14 protein-coding genes are annotated in these 14,412 nt (G+C 70.0%); all 14 read right to left on the bottom strand.

Annotated features, from left to right (window positions below; all coding sequences use genetic code 11):
• Positions 1-37: 37 nt before the first annotated feature.
• Positions 38-1,024 carry a class I SAM-dependent methyltransferase gene (locus ABZO29_RS06785; protein ID WP_367319221.1) on the bottom strand — a complete coding sequence of 329 codons (987 nt, stop codon included), beginning with the start codon at positions 1,022-1,024 and terminating at the stop codon, positions 38-40.
• Entirely contained in the window at positions 1,018-1,695 is a 678-nt protein-coding gene (locus tag ABZO29_RS06780) for a class I SAM-dependent methyltransferase (protein WP_367319220.1), read from the bottom strand. Before ABZO29_RS06780 ends, ABZO29_RS06785 begins: the two co-directional genes overlap by 7 nt.
• 41 nt (positions 1,696-1,736) lie before the next feature.
• The gene (locus ABZO29_RS06775) at positions 1,737-2,537 is read right to left on the bottom strand and encodes a glycosyltransferase family 2 protein (protein ID WP_367319219.1); all 801 of its coding nucleotides are present in this window, start codon (positions 2,535-2,537) and stop codon (positions 1,737-1,739) included.
• Between the two features lie 8 nt (positions 2,538-2,545).
• Positions 2,546-3,652, bottom strand: coding sequence for a hypothetical protein (locus ABZO29_RS06770; protein ID WP_367319218.1), 1,107 nt, complete (start codon positions 3,650-3,652; stop codon positions 2,546-2,548).
• Positions 3,653-3,657: 5 nt separating this feature from the next.
• Positions 3,658-5,211 carry an oligosaccharide flippase family protein gene (locus ABZO29_RS06765; RefSeq protein WP_367319217.1) on the bottom strand — a complete coding sequence of 518 codons (1,554 nt, stop codon included), beginning with the start codon at positions 5,209-5,211 and terminating at the stop codon, positions 3,658-3,660.
• A complete protein-coding gene (locus ABZO29_RS06760) occupies positions 5,174-6,052 on the bottom strand; it encodes a chain length determinant protein (RefSeq protein ID WP_367319216.1) in 879 nt (292 codons plus the stop codon). The genes ABZO29_RS06765 and ABZO29_RS06760 overlap by 38 nt, the downstream gene beginning before the upstream one ends.
• A gap of 51 nt (positions 6,053-6,103) precedes the next feature.
• Positions 6,104-7,219: a non-hydrolyzing UDP-N-acetylglucosamine 2-epimerase gene (wecB, locus tag ABZO29_RS06755; RefSeq protein ID WP_367319215.1), complete on the bottom strand. Its 1,116-nt coding sequence runs from the start codon at positions 7,217-7,219 to the stop codon at positions 6,104-6,106.
• Positions 7,220-7,222: 3 nt separating this feature from the next.
• Entirely contained in the window at positions 7,223-8,482 is a 1,260-nt protein-coding gene (locus ABZO29_RS06750; RefSeq protein WP_367319214.1) for a nucleotide sugar dehydrogenase, read from the bottom strand.
• On the bottom strand, positions 8,482-9,252 hold the full coding sequence (locus ABZO29_RS06745) for a WecB/TagA/CpsF family glycosyltransferase (RefSeq protein ID WP_367319213.1): 771 nt from the start codon (positions 9,250-9,252) through the stop codon (positions 8,482-8,484). Before ABZO29_RS06745 ends, ABZO29_RS06750 begins: the two co-directional genes overlap by 1 nt.
• Positions 9,249-10,421 carry a hypothetical protein gene (locus tag ABZO29_RS06740; protein ID WP_367319212.1) on the bottom strand — a complete coding sequence of 391 codons (1,173 nt, stop codon included), beginning with the start codon at positions 10,419-10,421 and terminating at the stop codon, positions 9,249-9,251. Before ABZO29_RS06740 ends, ABZO29_RS06745 begins: the two co-directional genes overlap by 4 nt.
• Before the next feature lie 265 nt (positions 10,422-10,686).
• The gene (locus tag ABZO29_RS06735; RefSeq protein WP_367319211.1) at positions 10,687-11,286 is read right to left on the bottom strand and encodes an acyltransferase; all 600 of its coding nucleotides are present in this window, start codon (positions 11,284-11,286) and stop codon (positions 10,687-10,689) included.
• Positions 11,283-12,176 carry a dTDP-4-dehydrorhamnose reductase gene (gene rfbD / locus ABZO29_RS06730; RefSeq protein ID WP_367319210.1) on the bottom strand — a complete coding sequence of 298 codons (894 nt, stop codon included), beginning with the start codon at positions 12,174-12,176 and terminating at the stop codon, positions 11,283-11,285. Before rfbD ends, ABZO29_RS06735 begins: the two co-directional genes overlap by 4 nt.
• Before the next feature lie 54 nt (positions 12,177-12,230).
• Positions 12,231-13,220, bottom strand: coding sequence for a dTDP-glucose 4,6-dehydratase (gene rfbB / locus ABZO29_RS06725; RefSeq protein WP_367319209.1), 990 nt, complete (start codon positions 13,218-13,220; stop codon positions 12,231-12,233).
• Positions 13,217-14,284: a glucose-1-phosphate thymidylyltransferase gene (locus ABZO29_RS06720; protein ID WP_367319208.1), complete on the bottom strand. Its 1,068-nt coding sequence runs from the start codon at positions 14,282-14,284 to the stop codon at positions 13,217-13,219. Before ABZO29_RS06720 ends, rfbB begins: the two co-directional genes overlap by 4 nt.
• Positions 14,285-14,412: the final 128 nt, after the last annotated feature.

The following is a 14,412-nucleotide window of genomic DNA, read 5'->3' as shown; positions in this document are numbered from 1 at the left end:
CGCCGCAGCCGGCCGACGGCACATCGCGGCACTTCCCTCAGCCCCCAGCACTCCGCGGCCGGCACACCATGGCGATGAAGTCGTGCCCCACCTCAGGCAAGGCAGCGTCCTCCGCAGCAAAGCACCGCTGCAGCAGCGCGAGCGTCTCCGGCTCCTGGTCACGGAAGTTGTGCGCGATCCCGGACAGCGCGATGTGCAACACCGTGCCCCCGTACGGGCGTTCCTCGACGACCTCGAAATGGCGCCGCAGGCCCGGCAGCAGCGCCGCCGCGTCGACCGCCTCCGAGGGGTCGTCCAGCACCATCGACAGCCTGCTGGGCCGCACGACGCGGCGCTTGATCCGGCCGTCGGCCAGGCGCCGCCGCTCCTCGGGGAGCTGGGCCAGCAGCGCGTTCGCCGCGTCCAGTTGGCCGTCGGTCCACTGGAACCGGGTGGGGCCGACGAACTCGTCGATCACGAACATCCCGCCGGGCTCGATCAGTTGGGCGAGGCGCGGCAGGGTCTCGTCGAGGTCGTCGAAATGATGCAGCGACTGCAGGCCCAGCAGCACGTCGAAGCGTTCCCCGTCGCCGGTCATCCGGTTGACGTCGGTGACCCGGAAGCGCAGGACGTCGGCGAGAGCGTTCTCGGCGGCGGCGCGGGTGGCGAAGTCGATCCGCTGCTGCGCCACGTCCACGCCCTCCAGAAGTGAGAACGCGCCGGTCTTCGCCCAGAGCAGCTCGTTTCCGCCGGTGCCGCACCCCAGCGACAGGCCGCGCAGATCGGTGCGCGGTGCGAAGTGCTTGGCGGCCACGTACTGCGGAAAGGACGTGTCCGCGTCGCCGGTCATCAGCAGATTCCACCGCTTGATGACCTCTGGTATCGCCCACCACTCGGTCAGCGACGGGTCGACCTGGGACCAGTGCTGGACCACCCGCTCGCCACCGCGCACCCGCAGCTTGGCCAGCACCGGGTCCAGGTCAAGCTTCCGCACCTTCCGCAGCAACCGGTCCGCGTCATGCCTGTTGATCAGGTTGTTCAGCATGCGGGCTCCGTTCTTACGGCTATGAGCGACTTCGGCGCACCCAGCACCCGCTCGCTGAGGAGTTCCGACCGGGGGAACAGGTAGCGCATTTCGGCGCGGGTCAGCAGCTCGATGTTGATCACGGCGTTCATCGCCGACTCCGGGCTGTCGGGGCGGCTGTGGACGAGCGGCCAGTGCCGTACCAGACGTGCCCTGGCGGCCAGTGGCAGGAACTGGAAGCCCGGTGCCACGAAGTGCGGCTCGATGGGGAAGTAGCGGTACGGCGTCTGGATCCAGTGCAGCGGCGCCAGTTGCTCGACGGCCGAGACGAACATCCGGCGCTGGCTGTGGCCGCCCACGTGCTCGATGGTCGAGTTGGAGAACACCAGGTCGTAGCCGCCGTGGCTGCTCAGTTCGGCGGCGACCGCCGGGTCGGTGACGTCGGCGATCTCCGCGGTGATCCAGTCGGGCAGTCCGGCGGGATGTTCCTCCAGGTTGATCAGGTGGACGTGCTTGGCGCGCACCGGTGCGCGCAGCCACATCTCGGCCGTCCCGCCCAGGTCCACGACGCTCATGTTCTCGATGCCGGGGAAGCAGCGCCGGAACCGCTCCCAGCGGGCGACGCGGAGTCGTTCGCCGAGTGAGCCGGGTGCGTCGACGAATCTGTTTCTGAGGGCTCGGGAGCGGGGCATGGGATCAACCACCTGTGGTCGGAGCGGAAAGGGGGCAAGCCTCAACTGGGCTGCCGCCATTGCGTGTAGAAGCTGGCCGGGTTCATCAGATACCGGACGGTGGGGTGCGGCACATGGCGCACCCGGTGTCTGCGGCCGTACCGGCGGATCAGCTCCCAGTCCTCCCGGGGCAGCACCTCCGGTGTCCGGCGCAGGCGGCTGAAGCGCAGGGAGCGCGTGCGGCGGGCGACGAACGCGTTGGTGTCCAGGAAGGCCTCGCGGGCGGCCCGGCGCCGGTCGTAGGGAACCGACAGGACGTCCTGCTCGCTGCCGTCGGGCAGGACGCGCCGCAGTGCCGTGTAGACGCCGTCGGGCCCGTCGGGGGACTCCAGGACAGCCAACGTCCGTTCCAGATGGTCGGGTTCCCACAGGTTGTCGTCGTCCAGGAACGCCACGTACCGCGAGCGGGTGAGGCGGATGCCCACGTTGCGCACGACGCCCGCCACGCCCGTGTTGCGGGCCAGCGAGACGGCGAACAGCCGGGGGTCGTCGGGGAGTTCGGGTAGTCCCCCGCCGTCGTCGACCACGATGACGACCTGGTCGTGAACGGTCTGGTCCAGGGCCGAGCGCACCGCGGCGCGCAGCGGCCCGGGACGTCGGTGGGTGGCGATCACCGTGGCGACCAGCGCCGAGGGCGGCGACGGCAGCCCGGCGGCCAGCCGTCGGGTCTCGGCGTCCTCGATCCGGCGCAGCCGCACCGCGGTGGGGGCCAGCAGGACCTTGTTCCTGGCCTCGAAAAGCACCAGCCAGCCGAAGACCGCCTTGAGCAGCGTCCAGGGCGCCCGCGCGACACGGCGTGCCATGGCGCCGCTCACGAGGCCGGCTCCGGCTCGACCGGGCGGCCGTCGGACATCCGGTTGTTGCGCCACACGTTTCCGGCGCCGCCCGCGTTCCAGTGGGCGACGACGCCGTATCCGCCGGAAGCGGGGTGGTACTGCGTCGAGAAGACGTTGTCGGTGACCTTGATCCCGGTGGCGCCCGTGTCACCGCCGTAGAGGGCGTACGCCCCGCCGGCAATCCAGTTGTGGTCCACGGTGACATTGCGGACCACTCCGGTGTCCGCGAACAGGCCGATGCTTCCCGAGGCTCCCTGCTTGAGGCTGGTGGGGTTCAGCAGGGTGTTGTGGCGGATGATCAGGTGCCCGGTGTTGCCGCCGCCGCTGATCACCGCGTTGGTGTGCTGCCACTCGCCGCCCAGGTTGATGAACGGAACGATGTCGTGCACGTAGTTGTCGTGCAGATCGCCCTGCCCCATGGACAGGGCGTCGCCGAACACCGAGATGTCGCACCAGCCGACTTCGATGGAGCTGCCCCCCATGTTCGACACCGCGTAGTCCACGCCGCCGTTGTCCGGCCCCTTGCCGGGCACGGCGGTGATCGTGGAGTGCAGGACGCGCAGGCCGCTGTACCCGGGGCGCAGGTTGATGCCCCACCAGTTGTCCGAGGTGATCTTGGTGTCGATGACGGTGACGTCGTTCGCGTAGATGTCGAGCGAGCCGGTGATGTCCCAGCCCCGGATGACGAGCCCGTTGGTACGGACGGCCATGTACCCGGTCCTGTGGGGCGTGAGGCGGATCCGCGGCCCGGTCGTGTCCGCGTCGGGGAAGCCACAGGCGCCGGGAGAGGCGCAAGCGGCCGGGGCCGCGGGTTTGCCGGACGCGCCGCTCGCGCCGCCCGTCGCGGTGGGCTTCCCCGTCGGGGGCGGCGAGGTGGCGGGGCGCCCCGTCGCCTGGCCGATCGCGGTCGACGAACCGGCGCTCGGTGCCGCCGAGGACCCGCTCTCGGGGCAGGTCAGCGCGTCATCCGGGCAGTCCGGCAACGCGGACCCGTCCGATCCCGAGCAGGCCACGCCCACGACCGCCAGTAAGGCTGCAAGCAGCAGCCCCGCGAGCGAGCTTCGGCTGATACGCCGTGACATCCGGCTCACCTCGAGTCCTGTCGGGCAGGCCGAACCGGTGCGGACGCCCGGTGCCGGCCGCGGTGGGGCCGCTCGCCGCGGCCGACGCCGCGCAGGAAGTCGCGGCTGGGCAGTACGCACAGCGTGTAGCCGGCCAGGGCGATGGTGCCGATGGCGAGGAGCGCGAGCCGGCCGTCACCGAACCGGCGCTCCAGGCCGAGGATGATCGCGGCCATCACGGCCCCGCCGAGGAAGGGCCACGCACAGGCCCTGGCGATCCGGCCGACGCCGATGCCGCCACGGCTGAGGGCGATCAGGAACACGGGCACCACCATGCCGCCGGCGACCAGGACATGGGCCTGTGAGACTCCGACAATGCCGTTCAGGCGGGCGGCGACGAGGAGCACCGGGATCAGGGCCGCCAGCCACAGGCCCTGCACCAGGAAGAGCGACCGGCGCTGTCCGATCGCGACCAGGCAGTCGTAGGCGAGTTCGCCGCCGATGCGGATCAGGCCGAGGGCCATCAGCCAGGGCAGTGCCGCGGCGGCGGGAGCCCACTGGCTCCCGTAGATCAGCTCGATGACCGGCCCCGCGAGGCCGGCCAGCAGTACGCACAGCGGGACGGTGCCGGTGACCAGTACGCCCAGGGCGCGGCTGAAGCCCTGGGCGAGTGCCTGCGGCGAGTCGGCCAGACGGGAGAAGCCGGCGAAGGAGACCCGGCGGGCGGCCTCGGAGATGATCCTCACGGGCCAGCCGGAGATGTTGAAGGCGAGCACGTAGAAGCCCAGAGACACGTTTCCCAGCGTCGCGCCCACCACCATGGTGTCGACGTTGACCACGGCGAGGGCCAGCATGCTCGCCCCTGCCAGCGGAAGCCCGAACCTCAGCAGCGCCCGGGCCTGCCCGGGGTCCCAGCCGAATTTCAGGGTGCCCGGTGCCGCCAGGCAGCAGCCGATCAGCGTCACGACGTTCCCCGCCACGGCTCCCCAGGCGAAGCTCATCGCGCCCCAGCCCTGGAAGGCCAGCAGCAGCGTCACCGAGGTGCTGAGCACGAAGTTGAGCCCGTCGATGATCATCCGCTTGCCCTGGGCGAACTCACGGGTGAGGAAGCCGCCGGGCACCTGTGCCACCCCGTCGATCACCACGCACAGGCACATCACCCGCAGCACGCCCGCGGCGTCCGGCGAGCCGAGCAGGCCGGCCACGGTCGGTGCCGCCGCGAACAGCGCCACGTACAGCAGACCGCTGGAGAGGGTGCTGAGGGTCAGTACGGTCGGCGCGAACCGCCGCGCGTCCCCCTCCCAGCGCACGATGGCCAGGCCCACGCCCAGCTCGTTCGCGGAGAGCAGCACCAGGAGGACGGTCTGGGCGATGCCGTAGACGCCCCACTGCGCGGGTCCGAGGGCGTAGCGCGCCAGCAGGATGCCGGTGGCGAAGTTGCCGAGGCGCATCACAACGGTGTTGATCAGGCTCCAGCGAGCCGCGGAACGGACCTTCCTGCCGAGGGAGTCAGGAGCGGGAGGAGCGGGCGTGCCGCTCGGATCAGCGGTCTCGCTGTCCGGTGTGCGAACGCTGTCCATGAGTCGACTCCTCGTCGAGCGGCTCGGGGGCGGGCGCCACAGCCACGGCGGGCCGCCCCGCTCGCGGCTCTGCGGCGGGCCTGTTTCCGGCGGACCGCGACCAGGTGGGCGGCGTGCGGAGGGCGATCGTCTGTTCCGCGATCGGCTCCTCGGTCGCGGACTCGGGGGCGGTGACGGGGGAAACGGCGGCCGCGTCGGGGTCACTGACCGGTTGCGCGGATTCTGCCGGGTGCGCCGGCGTGCGCGACCGGCGGCGCGCCTCCACGTAGAAGACGGCGACCAGGGTGAGTACCAAGCCCAGGCCCCCGGCCATCACCATGTACTCGAGCCGGGTCTTGGTCTGCGCCACCGGGCTCTGCGGGGGCACGATGGTCGTCATGCGGATCATGGCCTTCGGGGCGACCGACTGCTCACTCTGGAACTGCTCCAGGCGCTCCTTGGCATACGCGGTCAGGATGCGGTCCGAGGCAAGGACGGAGGCCTTGTCGGTGCCGGTGACGGTGAGCCACATCAGCGGCCCCTGGGCGTTGTCGGCGAGCTTGGCGTCGAACGTGCCCTTGGCGCCACGGGACTTGAGCTCCCGGAGCGAGTCGTCGGAGTTGAGGTTGCGGGCCAGGCTGTCGGCCATGCCGGTGAGCGAGGTCTGGGTGCTGAGGAAGGGGTTGCCGTCGTAAGCCAGCGTGGCCTTCTGGGAGTTCAGCAGAACCACCGTGCTCTGCGACTGGTAACTGACCGGAACCAGCAGGGTCACGGCGACGATCAGGCCGGCGGTCAGCAGCAGTCCGGGCAGCAGGACGTACCAGCGCCTGCGCATCACCCGGAAGATCTCAGCGAGATCCATGGTGGTCCCCCCTAGCGACCAGACGTTCGACGAGCATATGTTGCAGGCGGATCATATGGGGAACGTCTTGTCGGTGGGTCTCGGCCGTGTGCTCGCGGTGCCTCCCTCCAGCAGCACGTCGGCGATGCGGTCGCTCGCGCGGCCGTCCCACAGTGCGGGCCGGCGCGGCGCGGGCGGATCGTCCAGCACCCGGTGCACGGTGGACACGATCCGCGCCGGGTCCCGGCCGGCCAGCACATTGGTGCCCTGCTCGACGGTGATGGGCCGTTCGGTGTTGTCCCGCAGGGTCACGCACGGCACACCCAGCGCGGTGGTCTCCTCCTGTACGCCGCCGGAGTCGGTCAGCACGAGGCGTGCGGAGTCCTGCAGGGCGATGAAGTCCAGGTATCCGGCGGGGGGTACGAGCCGGATACCCCCGGGTACGCCGATGTCGGCCAGGCGTTCGGCCGCGCGCGGGTGCACGGGCAGCAGGAGCGGGCAGTGGCCGGCGACCTCGCCCAGGGCCTTCAGCAGCGACGCGAGGACCTCGGGGTCGTCCACGTTGGCGGGGCGATGCAGGGTGACCAGGCCGTACTCGCCTCTGGACAGGCCGTATCGGTCGAGGATGTCCGAGGCCCGGGCCCGTTCCAGGTTGGCCAGCAGGGTGTCGATCATGACGTTGCCGACGAGGTGGATCTGGTCGTCCCGGTACCCTTCGGCGCGCAGGTTCTCGGCGGCGTCGGGCGAGGGAGCCAGCAGGTAGTCGCTGACGCGGTCGGTGGCGACCCGGTTGACCTCCTCCGGCATGCTCCAGTCACGGCTGCGCAGTCCGGCCTCGACGTGGGCCAGCAGCGGTCCGGCCTTGGCGGTGACCAGGGCGCAGGCCAGCGTGGAGTTGATGTCACCGACCACGACGACGAGGTCCGGGGACACCTCCTCGAGAAGCGGCTCGAACGCGGTCATGACGCGTCCGGTCTGCTCGGCGTGGGTGCTGGAGCCGACCCCGAGGAAGCGGTCGGGCGGACGGATGCCGAGGTCGGCGAAGAACACGTCGTTCATGGCCGGGTCGTAGTGCTGGCCGGTGTGGACGAGGAGCACCTCGGCGCCCCGGCGTTCCAGGGCGTCCATCACCGGTTTGATCTTCATGTAGTTGGGGCGCGCCCCGGCGACGCAGACGACTCGCGGCATTGCTCAGAGCACCTCGATCGTGGGTCCGGGCGACAGCCGCCGACGGCAGTCGAGGACGAAGCGGCCGTGTTCGGCTATGAGTTCGTAGTCGAAGCTGTCGTGGTCGGTGAGCAGGACCACCGCATCGGCGGCCGCCAGCTCCTCCTGCGTCAGGTCGACCCGCACCAGCCGGGTGTCCAGCGGCAGGCCTTCGACGACGTGCGGATCAGCCGCCTTGACCTGGGCTCCCATGTCGAGCAGCAGTTGGGACACGCGCAGGGCGGGCGACTCGCGGGCGTCGCCGGTGTTCTTCTTGTACGCGAGGCCGAGCAGCAGGATGCGCGAGCCGTTCACGGAACGACGTCTTTCGTTGAAGAGGTCGCTGATGCGGCGTGCCACATACTCGGGCATGTGGTTGTTGATGTCGTTGGCCAGTTCCACGAAGCGGAAGCTCTGGCCGAGTTCGCGCTGCACCCGCCAGGACAGATACGAGGGGTCGATGGGCAGGCAGTGGCCGCCGACGCCCGGGCCGGGCGTGAACCTCATGAAGCCGAAGGGCTTGGTGGAGGCGGCGTCGATGGCCTGCCAGACGTCGATGCCCAAGTGGTGCGCGAACATCGCGATCTCGTTGACCAGCGCGATGTTCACGTGGCGGAAGGTGTTCTCAAGGAGCTTGGCGAGCTCGGCCTCCTTCGGCGAGCCCACCGGCACCGTGGTGTCGACGAGTTGCGCGTAGAAGTCCTGAACGGCTCTGAGCGACGGTGCGTCTACGCCGGACACGACCTTCGGGGTCTCCTTGAAGCCCCAGACGGCGTTTCCCGGGTCGATCCGCTCCGGGCTGTAGCCGAGGTGGAAGTCCGCGCCCGCGGTCAGGCCCGAGCCGTCTTCCAGGATCGGGGCGAACAGCTCCTGGGTGGTGCCGGGATAGGTGGTCGACTCGAGGACCACGGTGGCGCCCGGGCGCAGGTAGCGGGCAAGGGTGGCGGCCGACTCCCTGATGTAGCGGAGGTCGGGGGCGCCCTCGTGCAGCGGGGTCGGGACGGTCACGACCGCGACGTCGAAACCGCCGCAGTCGCGGGCCGATTCGCTCGGGCGGTAGGTGCCGCTGTCCAGTGCCGCGCGGATCCGCTCGGAGGAGACGTCCTCGACGAAGGACTCACCCGCGGCAAGGCTCTTGATCCGCCGGGAGTCGACGTCGTAGCCGATCACCTCGTGTCCGACCTCGGCGGCCCGGATGGCCAGCGGCAGGCCGACGTATCCCTGTCCAACCACGACGACACGCATCAGCGGCTCCTGTTCGCGGCAGCGGTCGACGGGGTGAGCCGGATGAGCTCGCGCGCCGTCATGAGGAGGAAGGCGGCATTGGTGGCGAGATAGCGCCGGCCCAGGCGGCGCGGCTCCTGCAGCGTGCGGTAGAGCCATTCCAGGCCCCACCGCTGCCAGGACGCGGGGGCCCGCTTGGTGACCCCGGCCAGGATGTCGAAGGAGCCGCCGACTCCGTGCACGACGCGGGCGCCGGTGCGTGCGCCGTAGGCGGCGGTGAAGATCTCTTTCTTGGGCGACGTCATGCCGAGGAACAGCATCTGGGCGCCGCTGTCGGCGATCGCGCCCGCGATGGCCTCCTGCTCGGAATCGTCGAAGTAGCCGTTGCGGCTGCCGGCCACCTTCAGGCCGGGGAAGCGGTCGGCGACCCGGCGCAGCATCTCCTCCAGTACCTCCTGCTTCGCGCCGAGGAAGTACACGGACATGCCTGCCGATTCCGCCTCGGCCAGCAGCCGCAGGAACAGGTCGATACCGGCCACCCGTTCCGGCAACGGGGCGCGCAGCACCCGGCTGGCCCAGACCACGGCCTGCCCGTCGGCAAGGACGAGATCGCAGCCGGCCACCGCCTGGCCGAGCCGCGGGTCCCGCCGCATGTTCACCAGCTTCGCGGCGTTGACCACCCCGATCTCGAGCTGTCTGCCGTCCCGGACGGCATCGAGGCAGTGCTGTACGGTCTCGTCCATGGTCAGCGGGTCCAGCTCGACCCCGAACAGAGACTGACGCCCGTTCATATTCGGCCCCCCTGCCAGGCGTAGAGCATCCAGCCGAATTCGTACGGCCGGCATTCGCGGTCCACGGCCACGGGGCGGTACACCCGGTCCAGGGACTTCAGCCGGAGGTTCGGAGCGACTCGGGTGCCGAGCCCCCGGGCGGCGCGTACGGCCTTCTTCGGATCGCCCCGGTAGACCTTGCGCCAGGTGGCACCGAGCTCGTCGAGGATCAACGGCTCCGGGTGCTCCGGGCGGGCGGCCAGTTCGGGCACGCTCGTCATCCAGCCCAGGCCCTTGCGGATCGACGCGTCGAAGTCGCTGCCGCCGGCGTCGGCGAGATCGAACAGCGCGGTCGGCGCCATCGCGTGCTGGTGGACGCTGTAGACCGGGTAGCCCTCCACCACACCGCCGGTGCGCGCGTCGTAGTGCCACCACCACTGCCCGCCGTCGCCCTGCAACTCGCAGATGCGCGCCGCGCACGCCTCGGCCGCGGCCAGCGCCTCCGGATCGCCGTTCCCGTCGCCGCTTGCGTGTGCGCGGGCCAGGGCCTGGAGCGGGTACGTCTGGTCGGCGAAGCAGGCCACGTGCGCCCGGTACCACGGCACCAGGCCGGGCCCGGTGGCGTGCGGGAACAGCGGGCTGTTGCCGATCCGGGCCCGCAGCAGACGGTCGCGAGCTGCGGTGAAACGTCTCTCCACGTCGACCGTGCCGCGTGCCGCCGCGAAGGCTGACAGCACCCACGCCGCCTCGACGGTGTACTGCGGCCGGCCCTCTTCGTCCAGCGCTTCGACTCGCGCGAGGGCGTCGGACAGTTTGGGGTGCCCCGTCTCCGCGGCGGCCCAGGCGATGAGCGCCGCATCACCGAGGTTGGTCACGGCGGGCAGCGACTCGACCAGCAGACCGGTGAACTCCTGGGCGGTACGCCCTCCGAGCACCGGGCGCTGGCGGTCCTCGGGAAGGAAGCGGGCGCCCAGCGCGGTGATGGCCGCGTACCGAGTGCTGATCCCGCGCCGCTCCAAGGTCCAGGAACCGTCGGGGACTTGACGCCCCGTCATGGTGAAGGCGAAGGCCTCGCTGCCGGGAAGCAGCATCGACGGAAGCCCCGACTCGGCGACAGCGAGAAGCCGTTGGGCGAGCGCGAGCAGCGGCGGCTCCTCACGACCGAGCGCCGCCAGACGTGTGAGCGTCATCGTTTGGACACACCGACCCCCCTGTGGGTCCCTGTTGCGAACAGACTGGTGATCGCCGCGGCGCGGACGGCCACGCGGCGGAAGGCAGACGTCAGACGTCAAGCGTCGGAGTGGTTGTCGCTCCTGATTTCAGGCACAGGTGTCCCCACCCCGTAACCCCCCTGGGCACTACCGGTTCGTGTGCTCATTGTGCTGGCTCTGCACACTTCGCACACATGTTATGCCTGTAGATGTTCGAGGATTTGCGTTTTGAGGGAAACAGGCATCATGCGCGTTCGACGAGTTCGCCGTCCTTCTCGTCGTACAGCGCCCCCGTCTCGGGGCACTCCCACCCGCCCAACTCGCCTTCCCGCTCGACCAGTCGTACGCCGGCCCGCCCGACCCAGCCGATCCGGCGCGCCGGAACACCGGCCACGAGCGCGAAGTCCGGCACGTCCCGGGTCACCACGGCACCCGCCGCGACCAGCGCCCAACGGCCGACGCGCACCGGCGCCACGCACACCGAACGGGCCCCCAGCGAGGCCCCCTCGGCCACCACCACGGCCACGGCCTCCCAGTCGCCGCCGCGCTTCAGCCGGCCCTGCGGGTCCACCGAACGGGGGAAGTGGTCGTTGGTGAGGACCGCCGCCGGACCGACGAACACCCCGTCACCGAGCACCGCTGGTTCGTATACCAACGCATGGTTCTGAAGCTTCACGTTGTCGCCGATCCGCACCCCCGGGCCGACATACGCTCCCCGGCCCACGACGCATCCGCTGCCCAGCCGGGCGCCCTCCCGAATCTGGGCCAGGTCCCAGACCGTGGTCCCCTCACCGATCGTGGCCGTCTCGTCGACCTGGGAGGTCGGCTGCGTCCTGAAGCTCACCGGGCTGAACCTTTCTTCTCGTCGAGCAGAGCCGGAAACGCCCCCTCGAGCGCCTCCCGCCAGGGACGGATGGGTTCGATGCCCGCCCGGCGCCAGCGGTCGTGCCCCAGAACGCTGTACGCCGGACGGGGAGCGGGCCGTGCGAAGGCGGTGCTGGTGGTCGGCCGGACGCGTCCGGGATCCGCGCCGAGCAGCCGGAAGACCTCCCGTGCCAGGCCGAACCAGGTCGTCTCCCCACCGCTGGTGCCGTGGTAGACACCGGCGGGCACGGTACCGTCGAGGGCGGCCCGACCGAGCCGTACCAGCCGGTCCGCGAGGTCCACCGTCCAGGTGGGCTGCCCGCGCTGGTCGTCGACCACGTCGACGGTGTCCTTGACGGACTCGAGTTTGATCATCGTGTCGACGAAATTCCCGCCCCCCGCCCCGTACAGCCAGGCCGTACGCACGACGTACCCCGCGTCCGGGAGCGTGGCCAGCACCGCCCGTTCGCCCGCCAGCTTGGTACGCCCGTACGCGCTGCGCGGTGCCGTCGGGGCGTCCTCGGGGTAGGGGTCGGTGCCGTCGCCCGCGAAGACGTAGTCCGTCGAGACCTGGATCAGCGTGGCGCCGGCTTTCGCGCAGGCCTCGGCGAGGTGCCGGGGCCCGTCGCCGTTGACCCGCAGGGCGTCCTCCTCGCGTGCCTCGGCATCGTCAACGGCCGTCCAGGCAGCGCAGTTGACCACGATCCGGGGTCGGTGCGCCTCGACCGCGTCGCGCACCGTGTCGGCGTCGCCGATGTCGAGTTCGGCACGGGGCAGGCCGACGGCCGTCCCGCCGTCCCGGCGGACCCGTGCCAGGACGTCCTGCCCGAGCATCCCGGCGGCGCCGGTGATCAGCCAAGTGGTGGTCATGGTTTCCCGCTCGTGAGAAGGGATGTGGATGATGACACGGCACCAGGGCCCGTCCTAGAGCGCCGCGCGCTCCTTCAGCGGCTCCCACCAAGCTCGGTTCTCGCGGTACCAAGTCACCGTCTCCGCCAGGCCGGTGGCGAAGTCCTTGCGGGGCTCGTAGCCCAGCTCCGTACGCAGCTTGCCGCAGTCCACCGAGTAGCGGCGGTCGTGGCCCTTCCGGTCGGCGACGTACTCGACGCTCGTGTCCCAGTCCGCGCCGCAGGCATCCAGCAGCAGAGCGGTCAGCTCCTTGTTGGACAGTTCGGTGCCACCTCCGATGTTGTAGACCTCACCGGCACGTCCCTTGGTGCGCACCAGCTCGATGCCCTGGACGTGGTCGTCGATGTGCAGCCAGTCGCGGACGTTGCCGCCGTCGCCGTACAGCGGGACCTTCCTGCCGTCCAGCAGGTTCGTGATGAACAACGGGATGACCTTCTCGGGGAATTGGTGGTGCCCGTAGTTGTTGGAGCAGCGCGTCACCCTTACGTCGAGGCCGTGGGTGCGGTGGTGGGCGAGGGCGATCAGGTCGCTGGACGCCTTGGAGGCGGCGTACGGGGAGTTGGGGCGCAGCGGGTCCGTCTCCGGCCAGGAGCCGGAGTCGATGGAGCCGTACACCTCGTCGGTGGAGATGTGCAGGAAAGTCTTCGCTCTTTCGTGGCGCAGCGCGGCGTCCAGCAGTGTCTGGGTGCCCAGGACGTTGGTCCGGATGAACTCGGTGGCGCCCAGAATGGAGCGGTCCACATGCGACTCGGCGGCGAAGTGGACGACCTCGTCGTGCTCGGCGAGGAGCTCGCCCACCAGCTCGGCGTCACAGATGTCGCCCTTGACGAAGGCGAATGCGGGGTGATCGCGCACCTCGTCGAGGTTGGCAGGGCTGGCCGCGTATGTGAGTTCGTCCAGCACGGTGATCACCACATCACCCGGGCCGGCCGGACCGAGCAGCGTGCGGACGTAGTGTGAGCCGATGAAACCGGCGCCGCCGGTCACCAGAATCCTGGTCGTCATGATGAGATCTGCACCTTGCTGTGGTCGCCGAGGACGAAACGGTGGGCGGCCGGCTTGCGGGGCGAGGGAGTCACCTCGACATTGCGGCCGATGAGGGAGGCCTCCACCCGCCGGACGCCGCTCACCGAGGAGTCGCGCAGCACGATCGAGTACTCGATCTCGCTGTCCTCGATCCGGCAGTCGTCCGCTATCGAGGTGAAGGGGCCCACATAGGAGTCGGTGATCACGGTGTTCGCGCCGACGACGACCGGGCCCACGATCCGGCTGCCGGTCACCTTCGCCCCGGCCTCGATGCGCACCCGGCCGATGATCTCGCTGTGGTCGTCGACCGTGCCGTCGACCCTGCGCTCCAGGGTCTCCAGTACCGAGCGGTTGACCTCGAGCATGTCGGTGACGTTCCCGGTGTCCTTCCAGTACCCGGAGATCGTCGTGGAACGCACATCTCGTCCGGCGTCTATCAGCCACTGGATGGCGTGGGTGATCTCCAACTCGCCGCGCCGGGACGGCTTGATCGAGCGCACGGCCTCATGGACGGCCGGGGTGAACAGATAGACGCCCACCAACGCCAGGTCACTCTTGGGATGCCTGGGTTTCTCCTCCAGGCCGATCACCCGGCCGGCCGTGTCCAGTTCGGCCACCCCGAACGCGGTCGGGTTCGCCACCTTCGTCAACAGGATCTGCGCATCCGGCCGTTCGGTGCGGAAGGCGTTCACCAGATCCGTGATGCCACCGACGATGAAGTTGTCGCCGAGGTACATCACGAAGTCGTCCTCGCCGAGGAACTCACGGGCGATCAGCACCGCATGGGCGAGTCCCAGCGGCGACGCCTGCGGGATGTAGGTGACGTCGAGTCCGAACGCGGAACCGTCGCCGACCGCCTCCCGGATCTCCTCGGCGGTGTCCCCGACGATGATCCCCACCTGTGTGATGCCCGCCCCTGCGATCGCCTCCAGACCGTAGAACAGCACCGGCTTGTTCGCGACCGGTACAAGTTGCTTCGCCGACGTGTGGGTTATGGGGCGCAAACGGGTACCTGAGCCGCCAGACAGCAAGAGTGCCTTCACAGGATCACCATACGTACGCCGGACTTGCCGAAGAAAGGATTCCGCATATGTACGGCCCGTCCGGGACACGCTGGGCATCCCTCGCGTCCCGGAAGTAACCGGCAGGACGCCGGTGTCTCACTGCTCTC

The organism is Streptomyces sp. HUAS ZL42 (assembly GCF_040782645.1).
GTDB lineage: Bacteria > Actinomycetota > Actinomycetes > Streptomycetales > Streptomycetaceae > Streptomyces.
The sequence above is the reverse complement of the archived record's forward strand: the minus strand, read 5'-3'. Positions and strand labels throughout refer to the sequence as shown.